A 20,032-nucleotide genomic window follows, 5' to 3' on the forward strand; every position below is an offset into this window, starting at 1 on the left:
AGGATCAGGGCTTTTTTTCAGCTGGCGACGATCACGACATCAGACGTCGAGATTGGCCACCAGGGCGAAGCGCTCGATAAAGTCACGACGCGGCTCGACCTCATCTCCCATCAGGGTGTTGAACATCTGATCGGCACCGATCGCGTCTTCGACCGTCACACGCAGCATGCGGCGTGATTCCGGATCCATGGTGGTTTCCCACAGCTGGTCCGGATTCATTTCTCCCAGCCCCTTGTAGCGCTGGATGCTGAAGCCACGCGCCGCTTCCTTCATCAGCCAGTCAAGTGCCTCGTAGAAGGTGACGACCTCCTTCTTGCGCTCACCGCGTGAGACATAGCTGCCCGCCTCCAGCAAGCCTTCCAGCATGGAGCCCAGCTCGCTGATCTCACGGTAGTCCGCGGACTTGAAGAAATCGACGTCCCACAGATAGTCACTGCTGACACCGTGCGCCGTCAGTGTGACTGCCGGCAGATAGAGGTTACGCTCACTGTCATGGCTGAGGCTGAAGCTGTAGTGCGGGCCGCCCTCATAGGCGATCAGATCATCCATTTCCTTCTGGAGACCATCGATCCAGCCCTGCACCATGGCTTCATCCTTCAGTGCCGACTCATCCAGATGCGGGGCATGCACGATCTTGCGCAGCACGGCAGACGGATAGACGCGCGCCAGACGATCGATACGCTTCATCACGCCGCGATACTGATTGACCAGTGCTTCGAGCTGAGCGCCAGCGATACCCGGCGCATCGGCATTGACGTGCAGCTTGCCGCCGTCCAGCGCCGTGGCTGTCAGGTAATCCTGAAGCGCCTGCTCATCCTTCAGATACTGCTCGTGCTTGCCACGCTTGATCTTGTAGAGCGGTGGCTGCGCGATGAAGATATGACCACGCTCGATCAGCTCCGGCATCTGACGGAAGAAGAAGGTCAACAGCAGCGTACGAATGTGCGAACCATCGACGTCAGCATCCGTCATGATGATCACGGAGTGGTAACGCAGCTTGTCAGGATTGAACTCCTCCCGACCAATACCGCAGCCCAGCGCCGTGATCAGCGTGCCGACTTCTGCAGATGACAGCATCTTGTCGAAGCGCGCCTTCTCGACGTTGAGGATCTTGCCCTTCAGCGGCAGGATCGCCTGGGTACGACGATCACGACCCTGCTTGGCGGAACCGCCGGCAGAATCACCCTCGACCAGATACAGTTCGGAAAGACTCGGGTCCTTCTCCTGGCAATCAGCCAGCTTGCCCGGCAGCCCCGCGATATCCAGTGCGCCCTTGCGACGCGTCATGTCACGCGCCTTGCGGGCCGCTTCACGCGCACGTGCCGCATCCAGCATCTTGTTGACGATGGCCTTGGCTTCGTTGGGCTTCTCGATCAGGTACTCGGAGAACAGACGGCCCATTTCCTGCTCGACCGCTGTCTTGACCTCGGAGGACACCAGCTTGTCCTTGGTCTGCGAGGAGAACTTCGGATCCGGCACCTTGACCGAGATGATCGCGGTCAGGCCTTCACGGGCATCATCCCCGGTGGTGCCGACCTTGGACTTCTTGAGCAGCCCTTCCGCCTCGATGTAGCTGTTGAGGGTACGGGTCAAGGCTGCACGGAAGCCCGCCAGGTGAGTTCCGCCATCCCGCTGAGGGATATTGTTGGTGTAGCAGAAGATGTTCTCGGAGAAAGCATCATTCCACTGCATCGCCACCTCGACACCGATACCGTCCTCGCGCTCCATTTCAAAATGGAACACCGGATTCAAGGCTGCCTTGTTGGTGTTGAGATGATCCACGAACGCCTTGAGACCGCCCTCATAGTGGAAGAGCTCTTCCTTGCCGCTACGCTCGTCGATCAGACGAATCGCCACACCTGAATTCAGGAAGGAGAGTTCCCGCAGACGCTTGGCCAGAATCTCGTAGTGAAACGCGATGTTGCCGAACGTCAGCGGTGAGGGCTTGAAGCGCACCAGGGTGCCGGACTTCTCGGTGTTGCCGACCACTGCCAACGGGGCCTCTGGCACGCCGTGACGATAGATCTGCTCATGGACCTTGCCCTGACGCCAGATGGTCAGCTTCAGCTCTTCGGACAGCGCGTTGACGACGGATACGCCAACGCCATGCAGGCCGCCGGAGACCTTGTAGGAATTGTCATCGAACTTACCACCAGCGTGCAGCACCGTCATGATGACCTCAGCTGCGCTGACGCCCTCTTCCTCATGAATCTCGGTCGGCACGCCACGGCCGTTGTCGCTGACGGAGACCGACTCATCGGCGTGGATGACCACGCGGACTTCGCTACAGTGCCCTGCCAGCGCCTCGTCGATGGAATTATCCACCAGCTCGAACACCATGTGATGCAGCCCCGTGCCATCATCGGTATCGCCGATGTACATCCCGGGGCGCTTGCGTACGGCATCCAGGCCCTTGAGGACCTTGATGCTCGATGAGTCGTAAGCCTGTTCGCTCATTGGCTTCTCCGTCGTGAAGTCATTCCGTGTGCAGTCGCCCGTGTTCCACGTGAAACATTCTGACATCCGTGCCCGGCAGCCAGACCCGATCCAATGCTTCGGGTTCGACACAGGTCACGAAGACCTGACACTCGAGGCTGGCCAGCAACTGGCAGAAGAGTCGGCGATGTTCGCCATCCAGTTCTGCCGGCAGGTCGTCGATCAGATAAACACAGGTACGTCCGTTCATTTCCTCAAGCAACCGCCCTTGAGCCAGCTTGAGTGCGCTGACGACCAATTTCTGCTGGCCACGGGACAGCACCTCTACCGCAGGGCGGCGCCCGAGACGAATGCGTAGATCAGCGCGCTGCGGTCCGGTCTGGGTAAACCCCATGTGGCTATCGCTGTCACGCCCTGCTGCCAGCACCTCTCCTAGAGAGCGCTTCGCATCCCAGCCACGTTGATAACGCAGACTGAGATCCGGCAGCTCGATCAGCTCAGCGAGAGTTGCCTGAAACAGGGGGGCCAGCGCTTGCATATATTCCATGCGCAGGGCATCGAGACGCTCACTCCAATGAGCAAACTCACGATCCCAGACGTTCAATGCCTGAACGTCCATCTTACCATGTCTGAGTAGCGCGTTCCGATGTTTGAGCGCACGGCGAACCCGCTGCCAGACATCGAAGAAATCATGTTTCACGTGAAACACGCCCCAATCGAGAAACTCGCGGCGTGCCGATGGCGAGCCTTCCAGCAGCCGGAATGCATCCGGATTGATCAGCTGCAAGGGAAGCGCCTGCGCCAGCTGCGCCACACGCTCGACCTTCTCTCCATCCAGTCGCATCTCGAGGCCATCTGCAGCCTGCTCACGGCGCACTCCCAGCGGGCGAGGGGGATCCCCTGCCAACCGACCGAACAGCGTCATGCCGGGCATATCGTGCGCGATGGCATGCTTCAGCTTGTGGGTGCGGAAGGAACGTGCCAGTCCCAGCACATGCACACCTTCCAGCAGGCTCGATTTCCCGCTGCCGTTGGCGCCGCTCACCAGGTTGACCCTCGGACCCGGCGCGATATCGACAGGCGCAAGGTTACGCAGGTTCTGGAATTGCAGACGTTCAAGCGCCATGGCGACCTCAGTCAGGACAAATGAAGAAAACGAAGACGATATGCACGTTCAGCCTGTGATCGACACGATGCTTGCCGTGCCATCATCTCTTGGCCCTGAATGTGACGACACCCGCCACCTCACGGGAGAGGATGGCGGGTGTCGTCGGTCATGTGTTGAAGAAACTCGCGAAGACTTTGCGATAATTACGAATCAAGCACATGATTTTTAACGACTTTACACTATTACAGACGCATCGGCATGACTACGTAACGCGCATCACCGCCGCCCGGCTCTTCCAGCAGCGCAGAGCTGTTGGCATCGGAAAGCGTCAACTGGACACGATCCGAATCCAGCACGCCCAGAACGTCGATCAGATAGCCGACATTGAAGCCGATCTCCAGACCACCGCCTTGATAATCCAGTGCGATGTTCTCTTCGGCTTCTTCCTGCTCCGGGTTGTTGGCCAGCACGCGCAGATTGCCGGCCTCCAGGTACAGGCGGACACCACGATACTTCTCGTTGGAAAGAATCGCGGTACGTGACAGTACCTGCCGCAGCTCGGCACGCTCCGCCACGATGACCTTGTCACCGCCACGCGGCACGACACGCTCGTAATCCGGGAACTTGCCGTCCACCAGCTTGGAAGTGAAGGTGAAGTCGCCGGTCTGCGCCCGGACGTGAGTCCCGCTGACGGTGAGCGTCAGCAGCTCATTGCTGCCGTCCAGCAGACGCGTCAGTTCCAGAATGCCCTTGCGGGGAATGATCAGCTTCTGGGACTCGGCAACACTGATGTCAGCGGCCTGCTCACATACCGCCAGGCGGTGTCCATCAGTGGCCACGGTGCGCACCAGATTGCTGGTCAGTTCCAGCAGCATGCCGTTGAGATAATAACGGACATCCTGCTGCGCCATGGCAAAGGAAGTGGCATCGATCAGATGCTTGAGCGTGCCGCGCGGCAGGCTGATGGTGATATCACCCTGACCATCATCGATGTTGGGGAATTCCGCGACCGGCAGCGTCGAGAGCGTGAAGCGTGAACGACCACTGCGCAGGATGGCACGGCCTTCCTCGAGCGCCAGGATGATCTCGCTGCCTTCCGGCAGCGACTTGCAGATATCCATCAACTTGCGCGCTGGTACCGTCGCGGAACCCGGCTCATCGACACGGCTGGGCTCGACACGCCCGATCAGCTCGACCTCCAGGTCGGTCCCCGTCAATGACAGTTGCTGATCAGACACCTCCAGCAACACGTTGGACAGCACCGGCAGGGTTTGACGACGCTCGACCACACCCGCCACCAGGGACAGCGGGCGCAGCAGGGCTTCACGCGAAATGGCAAATTTCATGGAGACTCCACTCTCTGGAAACGGGAGAAGTGCTTGCCGGTGACCAGCACACACTCATCAAATATTCCGGGCCGTCGCACGACAGGGCCCGGTGCACTAAGCGCCGGACAGGTTGACCTCACCCTCTCGGCGCTGCGTGGCAACTGAATCAGCTGGTCAGAAGACGCAGCAGATTCTTGTAGTCTTCGCGAATGTCGGCGTTCTCTTCGCGCAGTGAGGCCACCTTGCGGCAGGCATGCAGCACTGTCGTGTGGTCGCGTCCACCGAAGGCATCGCCGATTTCCGGCAAGCTGTGATTGGTCAGCTCCTTGGCAAGTGCCATGGCGACCTGACGCGGACGTGCCACCGAGCGCGAGCGACGCTTGGAATGCAGATCGGAAATCTTGATCTTGTAATACTCGGCCACGGTGCGCTGGATATTGTCCACACCCACCTGCTTGTCCTGCAATGCCAGCAGATCCTTCAGGGATTCACGGATGAAGTCCTGGTTGATCGCACGTCCCATGAAATGGGAGTCCGCGATGACCTTTTTCAGGGCACCCTCGAGCTCACGCACGTTGGAACGGATCTTCTGGGCAATGAAGAAGGCCGCATCATGAGGCAGGTCGACCTTCGCCTGGTCCGCCTTCTTCATCAGGATCGCGACACGAGTCTCAAGCTCCGGCGGCTCGATGGCCACTGTCAGCCCCCAACCGAAGCGGGACTTCAGGCGCTCTTCGACACCATTGATCTCCTTCGGATAGCGATCCGAGGTCAGGATCATCTGCTGTCCCCCTTCCAGCAAGGCATTGAAGGTATGGAAGAACTCTTCCTGAGAACGCTCCTTGCCGGCAAAGAACTGGATGTCATCGATCAGCAGCGCATCCACCGAGCGGTAGAAACGCTTGAAGTCATTGATGGCATTGAGCTGCAGCGCCTTGACCATGTCAGCCACGAAGCGCTCGGAGTGCAGATAGACCACCTTGGCATTCTCGCCACCCTGCTTGGCCAGATGGTTGCCCACCGCATGCATCAGGTGGGTCTTGCCCAGACCGACGCCACCATAGAGGAACAGCGGGTTGTAGGCGCCACCCGGGTTCTCAGAGACCTGACGGGAGGCGGCACGTGCCAGCTGGTTGGACTTGCCTTCGACGAAGGTTTCGAAGGTGAAATTCGGATTCAAGCCACTGGAATGCTTGAGGCTGCCTTCTACCTGCACCTGCCGCGCATTGCGACGCGGTGCCGCCTCCTGCGCACCGTCACCCGCCATCTCACGCTCTTCTGCGTAATTGCCACGCGGGGGCGTATGCACTGACGGCGCACGCGGGCTCGGCATCTGGCCGGGCGCAGGGGCCTGAGCGGACACCGATGAAGTCGATGCCCCCTCTGGCCGCGGATTGGAGACCGTGCGGCGGCTTCCCACGCTGAGCTCGACCTTGGGCGGTTTGCCCGGAGCAAGCTCACGCAAAAGCTCATGAATCCGCTTGAGGTACTTGTCATTGACCCAGTCGCGTACGAAGCGATTGGGGGCGAGCAGGCACAGCTCTCCGCCGTCACCTTCCTCAGCCTGCAAGGGACGAACCCAGGTGTTGAACTGCTGTGAATTCAGCTCGTCTTGCAGGGCGTCAAGACATTGTTGCCAAAGTGCGAGCGACACGCGACCTCACATCCAGTGATCAAAGGGGCGGCCATTGTATAGGCCAAGCCACGAGTTATCCACACGACATCGGCAGGGAAATCCACTGTGGACAACCTGGGTATCAAGATTCTTCTGCCATCTGGACATTCTGGGGAGTGATGGAGGCCATCTGGACCGCTGGGGATAAGGCGATACTTATGCACAGTGTCATGCACAGGCTGAACTCAGGTTCTTCACCCTTTATCATCAGGGATATCCTGAGGGCAGTAGATTGAACTTCTTCGACAAAAACAGGTTATCCACAGAATCTTCCCTCCTTTATAGTTACTGTATATTTAGAACTACCTTTCTGTAGCAATGATAGCGAGGGCCTTGCTCGGGAATGCGCTTTCCCTCTCGAGGAGGTGGCGACGCACGCACAGGCAAGGTTATCCACCGGTGCTTTCCTGCCGCGAATCTGTCATTCGCTGGTCGGGCAAGACAGCTCGGGAGGCAGGGGCTATCCCCCGAAAGAGCGGGACCCGATGCACGAGTCGCCGCCCCCCCCTTTCGCAAGTCTTCCCCTCGGTCAGCATGAGGCGCAGTTTCTCCTCTCCTTTCTCGACAAGGATTTTTTTGGCCCTGCACACGTGCTCCGTGGCTGGCTCGATAGCCGTGAGAAACGCCAGCTGACGGGCGGCGTGGCACGAATCAGCAGTGAAATGTCGGGAAACGGCTGTGGACAACTTCTCACGCGACATTGCAAGCGACTTGCAGATTCACTAGAATCCCTGCCCCTGACCAATCTGCCCTGTCCTCATGTGGATACAGGGCAACATTCGTTGACCTTTTCCAAACAACCACGTGGGAAGAAGCAGCTATGAAACGCACATTTCAGCCGAGCGTCCTGAAGCGCAAGCGCACACACGGTTTCCGTGCTCGTATGGCGACCAAAGGTGGCCGTGAGGTCATCCAGCGTCGTCGTGCGAAAGGCCGTAAGCGTCTGAGCGCCTGATCGAGGCCCGGATGTCCCGTCAGGGATTTCCCCGGCAGCTTCGCTTGCTGACTGCCGGGGATTACCGGCACGTCTTCGATCACACCACCCTCAAGGTACACGGCAAGGGGCTTCTGGCTCTGGCGTGTCCGAACGACCTGGGACATGCCCGCCTGGGGTTGGTGTTCAGCAAGAAGAACGTGCGCCGTGCCGTAGATCGCAACCGCCTCAAACGTCTGACACGCGAATCCATTCGCCTCCGCCAGCATCGCCTTCCGGCCGTCGACATCGTCGTATTGGCCAAGCGAGGTGTGAACGAGCTGGACAACGAGACACTGCATCGCCAGCTTGACGGCATGTGGGCTCGTCTGGAGAAGGATGCCAGACGTCTGAAAGCGGCCAAGTCAACGCCACCTGCCTGACGCGACACCTCTCCGGTGCGTCCGGCATGTGGCGTTTTTTTCGTTATGCGCCCCACCGTTCGTACCCGGACTCATCTGACTCCCGCCAGATTGATTCACCCTCCACCGGGTATACACAATGGATGTCAAACGATTACTCCTCGTGATTCCGCTTGCGGTTGTCGCCTATCTGCTGGTCGTCCAGTGGAACAAGGATTACGACCAGCCCGCTGCAGAGACACAGGCTCCCCAGGTGGCCTCTCAGGCTGCCAACGCCACTGCCCAGGGCCTTGAGGCTCCGAGCAGCAGCAATGCTTCCAGCGGCGATACCGGTCTTGCAACGCCGGACAGTGCGACCAGTACTCCGAGCAACAGCCTGATCGAAGTCAAGAGCGATGTGCTGGACCTGCGTATCGACCCGCAGGGTGGCGACGTCGTCTATGCCGCCCTGCTCGAGCACAAGCAGAACAACACCTCTGAAGCTCCCTTCGTCCTGCTGTCTGACAATCAGTCACGCAGCTACGTGGCCAAGTCCGGCCTGCAGCTGGATGGTCACAAGGGACGTATCGCCTTCTCCGCCGATAGCAACAGCTACCTCATGGGCGAGAATGACGATAGCCTGCAGGTGGATCTGAAGGCCGACGTCAACGGCGTCGCGATCATCAAGCGCTTCACCGTCAGCAAGGACAGCTACCAGCTCAAGGTTGACTATCTGCTGGACAACCAGTCCCAGCAGCCGGTCGGTGCACGCTTCATCGGTCAGCTGGCTCGCGACAACAGTGCCGACCCGTCCACCGGTGGCGGCATGGGCATGAAGTCCTATCTGGGTGCGGCCTTCTCGTCAGAAGAGAACCACTACCAGAAGGTGGATTTCGAAGATATCCAGGACGGCAGCTTCAAGAATGTCGACATCCAGGGTGGCTGGGTCTCCATGATCCAGCACTACTTCGTGTCTGCTTGGGTGCCGGCTGACAATCAGAAGAATCTGTACTACACCAGCGTCGACAAGCAGAACCGCAACGTGGCGGCCTTCGCCAGCCCGACCACTCAGGTCGCGGCCGGTCAGCAGGCTGAGCTCGGTGCCACCCTGTACGTCGGACCGAAGGATCAGGACCAGCTGGAAGCGACCGCGCCCTATCTGGAACTGGTGGTCGACTTCGGTTGGCTGTGGTTCCTGGCCAATCCGCTGTTCTGGCTGCTGGAGCACATCCACGCGCTGGTCGGCAACTGGGGTGCCTCCATCATCCTGCTGACCGTGCTGGTGAAGGTCGTGCTGTTCCCGCTGTCCGCGACCGCATACCGCTCGATGGCCAAGATGCGCAAGATGGGCCCCGAGATGCAGCGCATCAAGGAGAAGTACGGCAGCGACCGCCAGAAGGTCTCCCAGGAGATGATGAAGTTCTACCAGACGGAGAAGATCAATCCGCTGGGCGGCTGTCTGCCGATCGTGATCCAGATGCCGGTCTTCATCGCCCTTTACTGGATGCTGATGGAGTCCGTCGAACTGCGTCACGCACCGTTCATGCTGTGGATTCAGGATCTTTCCGTGAAGGATCCGCTGTTCATCCTGCCCATCGTCATGGGTCTCACGATGTTCATCCAGCAGCTGCTGAACCCGACGCCTCCGGACCCCACCCAGGCGAAGATCATGAAGATGCTGCCCATCGTCTTCACCTTCTTCTTCCTGTGGTTCCCGGCAGGTCTGGTGCTGTACTGGATCGTCAACAACACGCTGTCGATCGCTCAGCAGTACGTCATCACCCGTCAGATCGAGAATGCCGAGCCGACCAAGAAAGGCGCATGATGCCTTTCAGGTTCGCCTGACATGACTCACCCACGACCCTCGCCTCTGGCGGGGGTCGTGGCGTTTCAGGCCTCTGTTTTCTCGAGCGATCGTGACCGCCCTGCTACCAGCTGATGCTTCCGGACACACCCTCGCTTGCTGTCGCGGGGCGTCAGCCGCGACAATAGCGCCCATCCCCTACACCTTCATTCCGGCTTCGTGCCCGAGGTTTCTGCATGTCTACCGCCTACCAGCCTGACTCCATCGCGGCACTGGCCACTCCGCCCGGCCGTGGTGGCGTCGGCATCATCCGTGTCTCCGGGCCGGCCTGCCAGGCCATCGCCCAGGCCATGCTGGGCCAGTGCCCCCCGCCGCGTCATGCCCACTATGGCCCGTTCATGGGACTGGACACCCAGGGCAACCCCATCGCCCTCGACGAAGGCATCGCGCTCTACTTCAAGGGCCCGAATTCCTTCACCGGCGAGGATGTGCTGGAACTGCAGGGGCATGGTGGCCCGGTGATCATGGATCTGCTGCTGGAGCGCTGCGTGCAGCTGGGCGCACGCCTGGCACGCCCCGGTGAGTTCAGTGAGCGTGCCTTCCTGAACGACAAGCTGGATCTCGCCCAGGCCGAAGCCATCGCCGACCTGATCGATGCCAGCTCACGCGCGGCGGCCGAGAATGCGCTGCGTTCGCTCAAGGGCGAGTTCTCGACGCGTGTCAGTGCGCTGGTACAGCGCCTGATCGAGCTGCGCATCTACGTCGAGGCCGCCATCGATTTCCCGGAAGAGGAAATCGACTTCCTGGCCGACGGGCATGTCGCGGCGCGTCTCAATGAGGTCAAGGCCGAGCTGATGGGCGTGCGCGCCGCCGCCAACCAAGGTGCCCTGATGCGCGAGGGCATGACGGTGGTGATCGCCGGCCGCCCCAATGCCGGCAAGTCGAGCCTGCTCAATGCGCTGACCGAGCAGGACACCGCCATCGTCACCGACATCGAAGGCACCACGCGCGACGTGCTGCGTGAGCACATCCACCTCGATGGCATGCCACTGCATGTCATCGATACCGCCGGCCTGCGAGACACCCCGGATGCCGTCGAGCGCATCGGCGTGCAGCGCGCCTGGGACGAGATCGAGAAGGCGGATCGCGTCCTGTTGCTGGTCGATGCCGCGACCACGCCAGCCACCGACCCGATGGAGATCTGGCCGGAATTCGTCGCACGCCTGCCGGATCCGTCACGCCTGACGCTGGTCCGCAACAAGATCGACACCAGCGGCGAGACGCCCGGGTTGACCAACGTCACTGCCATCGAGGATGGCGATGCCGAGCAGGCACGTCATCAGGCCAGCGTGGTGCGCATCTCGGCGCGCGACAATCAGGGCCTGGATGCCTTGCGTGATCACCTCAAGGACATCATGGGCTTCACCGGCACGGCCGAAGGTCGCTTCAGCGCCCGCCGCCGTCACCTGGATGCGCTGGAGCGTGCCGGCGAGTCTCTCGACAACGGTGAGGCCCAGCTGCTTGGCGCCGCGGCGGGGGAGCTGCTGGCCGAAGACCTGCGTGCTGCCCAGATGGCGCTGTCCGAGATCACCGGTGAATTCTCGGCCGATGATCTGCTCGGGGAAATCTTCGGCAGCTTCTGCATCGGCAAGTGATCCCGCCGGACTGACCTTCTCCTCCCGAAAGCCTCCCGCCGCCAGCGCTTGCGTCTGGCGGACAGACTCTCGTTATACTGCCTCTGCCGAACATCTCCGAGTGGCGAAGATGGGCAGGGGCAGACAGGGAGTCGACATGGCGGGACGCGCAACATCGAACAGGCCGCAGGATTCCCATCGCGAGTCCCGTGACTCCAGCACCTCACTCCCGCCGAACCCCGCCGCCGAGCTGAGCACAGGGCCTCTTCCCGAGGCCCCATTGCGACATCTGCTGCTCGATTTCTTCACCCGCCACTGGCCCCGCTACCTGCTGGCCATCGCGTTCCTGATCGGGGTCGCGGGGCTGAATCTGCTGCTGCCGTGGGCCATCGGCGCCACCATCGATGCCCTGCGTGATGGCAGTCTGGATCATGATGCCCTGCTGACCCGCCTGTGGTGGCTGGTGGCAGCGGGCCTCGCGCTCTACGCCCTGCGCTATGCCTGGCGCGTGGCGCTGTTCGGGACCGCCTATCGGCTGGGGACGGAGCAGCGTGATGCCTTTCACGCCAAGCTGACACGCCTGGACCCCGGCTTCTATCAGCGTCATCGCACCGGAGACCTGATGGCGCACGCCAGTCAGGACATCGATGCCGTGGAGATGGCCGCCGCAGAAGGTGTGCTGTCCAGCGTCGATGGCGCCATGACCTTCGTACTGGTGCTGGGCATCATGCTGTTCGCGATCGATGTGCCGCTGACATTGCTTGCCTTGCTGCCGTTCCCCTTCATGGCCTGGGCCTTTGCCCGAATCTCCCGACGTATCGGACTGCGTTTTCGCGAATCGCTGGAACGCTTCTCGGACCTCAACGACCAGACCCAGGAAGCCTTCGCCGGCATTCGCATGCTCAGGAGTCATGCGCTGCTCGATGACGAAGCCCGCGCCTTCTCGAAACGCGCCGCGGCCGCCGAACGCGTGGATTATCGCGTCCAGACACTCGAGGCCGCCTTCAGCCCCGTGGTGTTTCTCTCGCTCTCGATGGCCACCTTGTTGACGCTGGGCATCGGCAGCTGGCGCTATCTCCAGGAGGCCATCACGCTTGGACAACTGACCAGCTTCTCGCTCTATCTCGCCCAGTTGATCTGGCCGATGTTCGCGCTCGGCTGGTGCCTGAACATCCTGCAGCGTGGTGCGGCGGCCGCTCGTCGCCTGGCCATCTTCCATGCGGCCCCGGAAGCGCTGCAGGATACCGGCACACGGGATGAGGTGAGCGACCACTCACTCCGCCTTGAGATCAAGGAATTCCTCTACCCTGGAAGCCAGCAGCGTGCTCTTGGACCGATCTCGCTTGAGGTGGCGGCAGGGGAAAGCCTGGGAATCGTCGGTGCGACCGGCAGCGGCAAGTCCACGCTGCTGCGCCTGCTGTCTCGCAGCTGGCCGCTGTCAGACGACCAGGGAACGCTGACACTGGGAGGTCACCCCGCAAGTGAGTACACACTTCGCGCATGGCGTGGCCAGTTCTCGCTCGTCCCGCAGGATCCCTTCCTGTTTGCGCTCTCGGTGGCCGACAATGTCGCCCTCGCGTGTCCCGAGGCCAGCCATGCGCGGATACACCAGGCGTTGAGCGCCGCCGCCTTCGACAATGATCTCGCGCGTCTTCCCGCCGGGCTCGATACCATGATCGGCGAGCGTGGCATCACGCTCTCCGGCGGTCAGCGTCAACGCTTGGCACTGGCGCGCAGTCTGCTCACCGAGGCTCCCATCCTGCTGCTGGATGACACCCTGTCCGCCGTGGATCAGGTCACCGAGCGCACCCTGCTGACCACGCTGGCACGTCTGCAACACTCTGAGCGCCAGGGACGACGGCGCACGCTGATCATCAATAGTCATCGTCTGTCAGCCGTCCAGCGCTGTCAGCGCATTCTGGTCCTCGAGGACGGGCGCATTCTCGAACAGGGCAATCACCAGACGCTGCTCGAGGCGCGTGGCGCCTACTGGCGACTCTGGCAGGCCCAGCAGGCAGACCGGGACAGCGATGCACCGCAGGGAGTGCGCTCATGAGTCACACGCAATCCGAGGCTCCCGTGGCATCACGCTTGCTCAGCCGTCGTCGCCTGATACTGCTGTGGCAACCGCTGAGGCAGCGCCTGGGGGATGTCCTGCGCGCGCTGTCGATCCTGATCGTTGCCACGGCGCTGGACGTCCTCGGCCCGTGGCTGACACAGCGTTACCTGGATGAGCACCTGATTCCCGGCAATCTGGCCCCCGAGGCGCTGGCAGGGCTGATGGGTCTGTACCTGATCACCCAGGGTGGGGCAGCCGCCGGGCGCTATCTGCAGCAACTGCGCTTCGCACGCCTGGCGCTCGCCAGCGTGCGCGATCTGCGTGAGCGAGTCTTCACTCACCTGCTCCATCAGCCACTGACGACATTGGATACTCTGGCGGCCGGTGAACTGGTGGCACGCGTGACCAACGATACCGAGTCCCTGAAGGAGCTGTATGTCGGAGTGCTGGCCACGCTGGTCGGCAACGTGGTGCTGCTGATTGGCATACTGTCCGCCATGGCGTTGATGGATGGCACCCTCGCGCTCATCGCGATGGCACTGATTCCGCTTTCCGTCGGATTGATCTGGCTCTATCAGCGTTTCTCCGGTCGTGCTGCCAGTGAAGTACGCCGACTGCGCGCCTTTCAGAATGCACGTATCGCCGAGGCGATCGGCGGGATGAGTGTCCTGCAGGCCAGCCACCAGACGACGCGCTTCGGCGAGCGCTATCATCGCCTCAATCTCGCGCAATATTCAGCGCGCATGCGCACGGTACGCGTCTCGGGCCTGTTGCTGCGTTCCGCCATCGACCTGATGGCCATGCTGATCACGCTGACACTGGTCGCGGTCTTCGGGCTGCGTGAACTGGGCGGAGGCGCTGAGCTGGGCGTGCTGTATGCCTTCATCGCCTGGCTGGGGCGCATCAGCGAACCGCTGATCGAGATTACCCAACGCCTGCAGGTCTTCCAGTCAGCGCTGGTAGCCGCCGGACGTCTGGAAGAAGTGCTGGAGACTCCACGGGAAGGGGAAGCGCCGGGGACGATGACGGAGTCCGGGGCAAAGGCTGCCCCCTCCTCCACGCCGGCGTCAGCACGAGCGAGCGAGACAGATGCCATCACGACGTTGGCGAGTGGTCACTATCAGCTCGAGCATCTGACCCACTGGCACCAGGGAGCAGAAGCCCCTGCGCTGGATGGCATCACGCTCACGATCGAAAGTGGTGAATTTCTGGGGGTCGTCGGCCCGACCGGCAGTGGCAAGTCCACCCTGCTCGACCTGCTCAGTGGTCAGCGCCCGGCTCACCGCGAGCAACTCCGGCTGGATGGACGGCCACTGGGAGAGTGGTCAGCACACCAACGCGCAGCGGCCATCGCCATCGTTCCCCAGGAGCCCTTCATCCGTGCCACGACATTGCGCGACAACCTGCTGCTGGGGCGCGAGATCAGCGATTCACGGCTGGACATGGTGCTGGACAAGGCACACCTGACGCCGCTGATCCGCGGACTGCCGGAGGGCCTCGACACGCTGCTGGGCGAGCGAGGCCTGAGCCTTTCCACCGGGGAGCGGCAGTTGCTGGCGCTCGGCCGTGCTCTGGTGGCCACCCCACACGTCCTGCTGCTGGATGAGGCCACCGCCAGCATCGACAGCCATACCGAGGCGCTGCTGCAGCAGGCGCTGCAGGAGTTGCGCGGCGAGGTGACCCTGATCGTGGTGGCACATCGTCTGGCCACGGTGCGGGACGCAGATCGATTGCTGGTGCTGGAACAGGGGCGCGTCACGCAGCTGGGGTCACACGAAGAATTGATGACGACGCCCGGCCTCTACCAGCGCCTGTGGCAGGAAGATATTCCCCACTGACGCGAGGCGTCGCCTTGATCATTCATGTGAACATGAACTGGATCACGCAAGACGCCCCCACAGGCGAAGCCTGTGGGGGCGTCTATTCTGCGAAGCCTGAGTGGCAGGCTTCCGCCTTCAGCTCTCACGCCGACCTTCAGGGCTTGCGCGGACCGCGCGGCTTGCTGCCCTGCCCCTTGTCGGGGCTTCCCTTGGTCGCCTTGCCCTTCATGGCATTGTGTTCCTGCTTCTCACGCAGGGCACGCGCCTCACGGGCATCCAGCGGCTTGCCGACGTCGCTGGTGTCTTCAGGACGCTGCCTGGCGGCATACTTCCTGGGCAACTTGGTGGTGCTGGAAGAATTGACCTGACCATCGCGGCCAATCGCCGGCGTACTGCGCTTGCTGACGCGAGTAGAGCCTTCACGGCGCCCCTTGCCCGGCATGCTGGAAGACCAGTCGCTCCAGCTGGCAGAATCCTTGCCTGCAGCCTTGCCCGCCATCTCGCCCTTGCCACGCGGTTGTGCCGGCTCGGGGCGTGACGTCGACTTGCGCTCGGCGGGCTTTTCGCTGACCCGCTTCTCACTGGGGGCGGAATGCCCATGCACCTGGTCCTTGATCTGCGCCTTGATGCTGGTCTTCGGCTTGGCCGTCGCGGAATGACGCTTGCCCTTGGCCTTGGGCGTCGCGCTGTCATTGCGGACGCGCGGCTTGGCCCAGCCTTCTCCGCGCTTGAGCTTCTCACGCTTGGGCTTGGCCTGAGTCACTTCCACGTCGGCGTCGCGCTTGACCTTCTGGTTGAGCTTGCGCAGCGCCAGCAACCGCTCGCGCGGCATCGGCTTGGGTTCGCTGCGCGCTCGTGCGACCTCTTCCGACAACCACCACAGGCCCTTGTGCTCGACGGCAACGGACTGCGGAGCCGGCAGTGCGCCCTTGAGCACCTCGACCACCTCCTGCATGGCATCAGAGAACTGACGATCGAACTGCCACGGAGGATTGATCACCAGCATGCCAGAGCCATACATGCCGTGATCGCCCTCGGGCGAGTCAATCACCAGCTCGCTGCGCCACATCGGCGCGGGCGACTGCTTCTTGAGGCGCTCGAGCAGGTCATGCTGACGACCGGCCGGCAGCAGCGGATACCAGATCATGATGGTGGCATGACGAGACTTGCGCAGCGTCTCGACCACGACATCCGCCACATCACGGTAATCGTTCTTGAGCTCGTAACTGGGGTCGATCAGCACCGCGACACGCGGCGTGGTGACCGGCACTGCTGCCAACAGGCCAGACAGCCCGTCCTGCTGGCGGCGCATCACCTTGCCAAGACTGTCACGCTGCACCGGCGCCTGGTCGAAGTGGTAGATCTCACCCGGATGCAGTTCATACGCCAGCAGCCTGTCCCCCTGACGCAACGCCTGGCTCAACCACCAGGGCGAGCCGGGATAAACGCTCAACGTGGACGGCGCTCCCTTGCCACTCTCGGGCTGCATGTCGGCCAGCCTGGCCAACCAGCGTGCCAGTGGCTTGTCCGTTGCACCCGGGGCAGGTTCGCCCGCGTCCGTCAGCCAGCGATCGCGCACCTGCCACACTGGCAACACGCCCTGCTCATACTCGCGCAATTGCTCTGTTTCACGTGCCGCCAGGGGATACCAGCCGCGTCCGGCATGGGTATCGATGAACGTAACAGGCGACTCTTTACGTAATAGATGCTCGGCGAGCGTATTGGCCAGCAGGTGTTTGTGGAGATCGGCGAAGTTGCCGGCATGATAGGCGTGCTGATAGGCGAGCAAATGCGCCTCCTTGATACGGCGATGTCAGCGGCATGATGCCGGCTGGACAGAAATCTGGGGGCGGTAGCTTCAACCAAAGTGACCGATGGATGAAGACCGCTGAAGGGGCTGAAGGATAGCAGAGATGGTCACTTGTCACCCCAAAAGCCGTCCTTCACAGACGACAAGGCCCACGCCGAAGCGCAGGCCTTGTCTGAAACATCGATGCGACCCGCTGCCGTCAGGACAGCTGGCTGAGACTCAGCTTTCCAGCGGAGTCAGAGTGATCTCGACGCGACGGTTCTGTGCACGACCGGACTGGGTATCATTCGATGCCACCGGGCTGGCTTCGCCATAACCACGCATGTTCAGACGATTGAAGGCGATGCCACCACTGGCCAGATAGTTGCCGACCGCCTGGGCACGCAGCTCGGACAGATTCTGGTTGTAGTTGCTGGCACCGGTAGAATCGGTATAGCCCGCGATGTTGACGCGAGTCTCGTCATATTCCTTGAGGACCGTGATCACACCATCCATGACCGGCTGAATCTGGCCGGACAGAGTGCTGGAATCGGAACCGAAGGTGACGTTGGACGGCATGTTGAGGATGATCTGATCGCCGACACGGGTCACGCTGACGCCGGTGCCCTGCAGCTGATCACGCAGCTTGGCTTCCTGGACATCCATGTAATACCCGATGCCACCACCGGCTGCCGCGCCGGCTGCCGCGCCGATCAGCGCCTTGTCGAGACGATGGTTGCCACTCTTGGTCGCCCCGGCGATGGCACCAACGACAGCCCCGATACCGGCACCCTTGGCCGTACTGGAGGTCTGCTGCTCATTGGTATACGGGTTGGTCGTGGTGCAACCCGCCATCGCGACGGCAGCTGCCAGCGGCAGGGCCAGGAGTACGGACTTCTTCATGGTAACGCTCCCTATCTTCACTCTCATGGATGGCAAGACGACATCGGCGTAGTGCCACATTCTGGTGTGATCATGCCTGATCGTTCAGGTGTCGAACATGGCCAGCAGGTCATTGAGGAACAATAAGCCCTGCGGCGAGGCACGCAACAGCGCGTCATCCTCAACGATAAGCCCGCGCGCGCGCGCCAGACTCAGCCCCGGCTCCAAGGCCTCGCGCTCAAGCCCGGTCGTGCGGCGCATCTCCTCGAAGCTGACGCCATCCGTCAGACGCAGCGCATTCATCATGAACTCGAGTGCCAGCTCTTCCGGGGCGATCTCCTGCTGACCGGCAATGAAGCCACGCGGGTCCTGCATGCGACGCAGATAGGCCTGGGGCTGCCGGCTCTTCCAGCGTCGCTGGAGCTGCAGCTCGCCAGTGAAGTTCCCGCTGCTGTCCGTCTTCGCCAGCGTCAGCTTGCCGTGCGCGCCCGCACCGATGCCGAGATAATCTCCGAATTTCCAGTAGTTCAGGTTGTGGCGTGCCCCTCGCCCCTCAAGGGCGTAGGCGGAAATTTCATAGCGACGGAATCCGCCGCTTTCCAGCATCTCGTGACCATGATCCTGAATGTCCCACAGCAGATCATCTTCCGGCAGCACCGGGGGGCGCGAGTAGAACTCGGTATTGGGCTCCAGCGTCAGTTGATACCACGAGAGATGAGTGGGCTTGAGCGCCAGTGCGCGCTGGATGTCATCCAGCGCCGTTTCCAATGTCTGTCCCGGCAGGCCATGCATCAGGTCGATGTTGAAGTTGTCGAAACCGGCGGCACGTGCGCTGGCAACCGCCCGTTCGGCCTCCTGTGCGGAGTGGATACGCCCCAGTACGCTGAGCTGTTCCGGCTGGAAGGTCTGTACCCCGATGGACAGCCGATTGATGCCGGCAGCGCGATAGGCAGCGAAGCGGCCTTGTTCCAGCGTGCCGGGATTGGCCTCCAGCGTGATCTCGCATCCCTCGGACAGTGCCACGCGCTCGCGAATGCCATCGAACAGCCGCTGATAGGCCTGCCCGCTCAGCAGGCTCGGGGTCCCGCCACCGATGAAGATGCTTTGCAGTTCACGCTCAGGCTGCCCCTGGAGGCATTGGAGATCCTGGTCCAGATCCGCCAGCAGTGCCGTGATGTACTCCACTTCCGGTAGATGGGCATCGCGGCCCACACCGTGGGAGTTGAAATCACAGTAAGGACATTTGCGCACGCACCACGGCACATGAATATAGAGGGATAACGGCGGCAACGACTCGACGGACATCAAGCGCTCTCACTTGCAGCGGTCAATGCTTGAAGCAGCTGTTGCATGGCACGGCCCCGGTGACTGAGTCGATTCTTGGTGGATGCCTCAAGCTGTGCCGCACTCATGCCCTGCTCTGGCAACCAGAAGAGGGGGTCATAGCCGAAACCGCCATCACCACTCGGAGCGGTCAGCACCCGGCCCTCCCAGCTGGCCTGCACGATGATGGGGACAGGGTCTGCCGCATGCCGAAGGTAGACCAGCACACACCAGTAGCGCGCCGTACGCGCCTCCTCCGGCACACCTTCCAGCGCTGACAGTAAGGCCGCATTGTTGTCCTGATCTCCCTGGCCTTGCTGACGACGCGAGGCGAAACGTGCCGAGTAGATACCGGGCTCGCCGTCCAGCGCATCGACCTCGATCCCCGAATCATCGGCCAGCGCCGGAAGTCCGGTGATGGCGGCGGCATGACGCGCCTTGATCAAGGCATTCTCGACGAAGGTCAACCCGGTCTCTTCGGCATCACTGACACCCAGCTGGCTCTGAGGAATCGGGGCAATACCCAGTGGAGCCAGCAAGCGAGCGAATTCCCGCAGCTTGCCAGCATTGCCGCTGGCCAGCACAAGTGATGAGGCAGACATGAACATCTCCGGGGTGGTGTCAGAAGAAACGTGCGACCCTGCGAGAACATCATGAAAACAGGCAGAGGGTACAAGACACATTCTATCGTGTGAGTCCGATAGGTACACGCGGGGCAGCTTTCATTCTGACTGAGCAAACTGGTATTGAAGCCTCACGAAAATCACCCGGCTCACTTGAGCTCGTCTGCCCCCGGATGCTCGATGGCTTACCAATCTCCACTCATCCCAACACGGGATTTCACTATGCCTGTTACCCAC

General features: G+C 61.6%; 14 protein-coding genes. 6 read left to right on the plus strand and 8 right to left on the minus strand.

The features are described 5' to 3' along the window. Nucleotides 1–39: 39 nt before the first annotated feature. The 4 genes from gyrB to dnaA form a co-directional block, all read right to left on the minus strand. Nucleotides 40–2,457 (minus strand): DNA topoisomerase (ATP-hydrolyzing) subunit B, encoded by a 2,418-nt coding sequence (gyrB, locus tag BFX80_RS17510; protein ID WP_084209549.1) that lies wholly within the window; start codon nt 2,455–2,457, stop codon nt 40–42. A gap of 19 nt (nt 2,458–2,476) precedes the next feature. Continuing rightward, nucleotides 2,477–3,562 carry a DNA replication/repair protein RecF gene (gene recF, locus BFX80_RS17515; protein WP_084209550.1) on the minus strand — a complete coding sequence of 362 codons (1,086 nt, stop codon included), beginning with the start codon at nt 3,560–3,562 and terminating at the stop codon, nt 2,477–2,479. 224 nt (nt 3,563–3,786) lie between these two features. Continuing rightward, complete coding sequence (gene dnaN / locus BFX80_RS17520) at nt 3,787–4,890, minus strand: DNA polymerase III subunit beta (protein WP_084209551.1); 1,104 nt, start codon at nt 4,888–4,890, stop codon at nt 3,787–3,789. Between the two features lie 148 nt (nt 4,891–5,038). Further along, entirely contained in the window at nt 5,039–6,526 is a 1,488-nt protein-coding gene (dnaA, locus tag BFX80_RS17525; RefSeq protein WP_077379738.1) for a chromosomal replication initiator protein DnaA, read from the minus strand. Nucleotides 6,527–7,367: 841 nt separating this feature from the next. Here dnaA and rpmH point away from each other — a divergent pair. From rpmH to BFX80_RS17560, 6 genes are all read left to right on the plus strand, one after another. Next, on the plus strand, nt 7,368–7,502 hold the full coding sequence (gene rpmH, locus BFX80_RS17535; RefSeq protein ID WP_043331656.1) for a 50S ribosomal protein L34: 135 nt from the start codon (nt 7,368–7,370) through the stop codon (nt 7,500–7,502). A gap of 11 nt (nt 7,503–7,513) precedes the next feature. Continuing rightward, nucleotides 7,514–7,903, plus strand: a complete 390-nt coding sequence (gene rnpA, locus BFX80_RS17540) for a ribonuclease P protein component (RefSeq protein WP_077379742.1) — start codon at nt 7,514–7,516, stop codon at nt 7,901–7,903. Nucleotides 7,904–8,021: 118 nt separating this feature from the next. Further along, nucleotides 8,022–9,686, plus strand: a complete 1,665-nt coding sequence (yidC, locus tag BFX80_RS17545) for a membrane protein insertase YidC (RefSeq protein ID WP_077379744.1) — start codon at nt 8,022–8,024, stop codon at nt 9,684–9,686. Between the two features lie 215 nt (nt 9,687–9,901). Continuing rightward, complete coding sequence (gene mnmE, locus BFX80_RS17550) at nt 9,902–11,320, plus strand: tRNA uridine-5-carboxymethylaminomethyl(34) synthesis GTPase MnmE (protein ID WP_084209553.1); 1,419 nt, start codon at nt 9,902–9,904, stop codon at nt 11,318–11,320. Between the two features lie 259 nt (nt 11,321–11,579). Beyond that, nucleotides 11,580–13,355, plus strand: coding sequence for an ABC transporter ATP-binding protein (locus tag BFX80_RS17555; RefSeq protein ID WP_240499627.1), 1,776 nt, complete (start codon nt 11,580–11,582; stop codon nt 13,353–13,355). Beyond that, entirely contained in the window at nt 13,352–15,196 is a 1,845-nt protein-coding gene (locus tag BFX80_RS17560; RefSeq protein WP_084209555.1) for an ABC transporter ATP-binding protein, read from the plus strand. The genes BFX80_RS17555 and BFX80_RS17560 overlap by 4 nt, the downstream gene beginning before the upstream one ends. A 136-nt stretch (nt 15,197–15,332) precedes the next feature. Here the strand turns inward: BFX80_RS17560 and BFX80_RS17565 are convergent, their stop codons facing one another. From BFX80_RS17565 to rdgB, 4 genes are all read right to left on the minus strand, one after another. Then, nucleotides 15,333–16,967, minus strand: a complete 1,635-nt coding sequence (locus BFX80_RS17565) for a 23S rRNA (adenine(2030)-N(6))-methyltransferase RlmJ (protein WP_084209556.1) — start codon at nt 16,965–16,967, stop codon at nt 15,333–15,335. A gap of 240 nt (nt 16,968–17,207) precedes the next feature. Beyond that, nucleotides 17,208–17,870 carry an OmpA family protein gene (locus tag BFX80_RS17570; protein ID WP_077379755.1) on the minus strand — a complete coding sequence of 221 codons (663 nt, stop codon included), beginning with the start codon at nt 17,868–17,870 and terminating at the stop codon, nt 17,208–17,210. 84 nt (nt 17,871–17,954) lie between these two features. Beyond that, complete coding sequence (gene hemW / locus BFX80_RS17575) at nt 17,955–19,154, minus strand: radical SAM family heme chaperone HemW (RefSeq protein ID WP_077379757.1); 1,200 nt, start codon at nt 19,152–19,154, stop codon at nt 17,955–17,957. Continuing rightward, nucleotides 19,154–19,774, minus strand: coding sequence for an RdgB/HAM1 family non-canonical purine NTP pyrophosphatase (gene rdgB / locus BFX80_RS17580; protein WP_077380010.1), 621 nt, complete (start codon nt 19,772–19,774; stop codon nt 19,154–19,156). The genes hemW and rdgB overlap by 1 nt, the downstream gene beginning before the upstream one ends. Between the last annotated feature and the right edge of the window lie 258 nt (nt 19,775–20,032).

The sequence above is a fragment of the Cobetia marina genome, assembly GCF_001720485.1.
Taxonomy (GTDB): domain Bacteria; phylum Pseudomonadota; class Gammaproteobacteria; order Pseudomonadales; family Halomonadaceae; genus Cobetia; species Cobetia marina.

What these genes read in the sequence shown, in the direction of transcription:
- BFX80_RS17560 (WP_084209555.1), top strand. Translation starts at nt 13,352, where the DNA reads ATGAGTCACACGCAATCCGAGGCTCCCGTGGCATCACGCTTGCTCAGC.
- rnpA (WP_077379742.1), top strand. Translation starts at nt 7,514, where the DNA reads ATGTCCCGTCAGGGATTTCCCCGGCAGCTTCGCTTGCTGACTGCCGGG.
- dnaN (WP_084209551.1), bottom strand. Translation starts at nt 4,890, where the DNA reads ATGAAATTTGCCATTTCGCGTGAAGCCCTGCTGCGCCCGCTGTCCCTG.
- rdgB (WP_077380010.1), bottom strand. Translation starts at nt 19,774, where the DNA reads ATGTCTGCCTCATCACTTGTGCTGGCCAGCGGCAATGCTGGCAAGCTG.
- hemW (WP_077379757.1), bottom strand. Translation starts at nt 19,154, where the DNA reads ATGTCCGTCGAGTCGTTGCCGCCGTTATCCCTCTATATTCATGTGCCG.
- mnmE (WP_084209553.1), top strand. Translation starts at nt 9,902, where the DNA reads ATGTCTACCGCCTACCAGCCTGACTCCATCGCGGCACTGGCCACTCCG.
- yidC (WP_077379744.1), top strand. Translation starts at nt 8,022, where the DNA reads ATGGATGTCAAACGATTACTCCTCGTGATTCCGCTTGCGGTTGTCGCC.
- recF (WP_084209550.1), bottom strand. Translation starts at nt 3,562, where the DNA reads ATGGCGCTTGAACGTCTGCAATTCCAGAACCTGCGTAACCTTGCGCCT.
- gyrB (WP_084209549.1), bottom strand. Translation starts at nt 2,457, where the DNA reads ATGAGCGAACAGGCTTACGACTCATCGAGCATCAAGGTCCTCAAGGGC.
- rpmH (WP_043331656.1), top strand. Translation starts at nt 7,368, where the DNA reads ATGAAACGCACATTTCAGCCGAGCGTCCTGAAGCGCAAGCGCACACAC.
- BFX80_RS17570 (WP_077379755.1), bottom strand. Translation starts at nt 17,870, where the DNA reads ATGAAGAAGTCCGTACTCCTGGCCCTGCCGCTGGCAGCTGCCGTCGCG.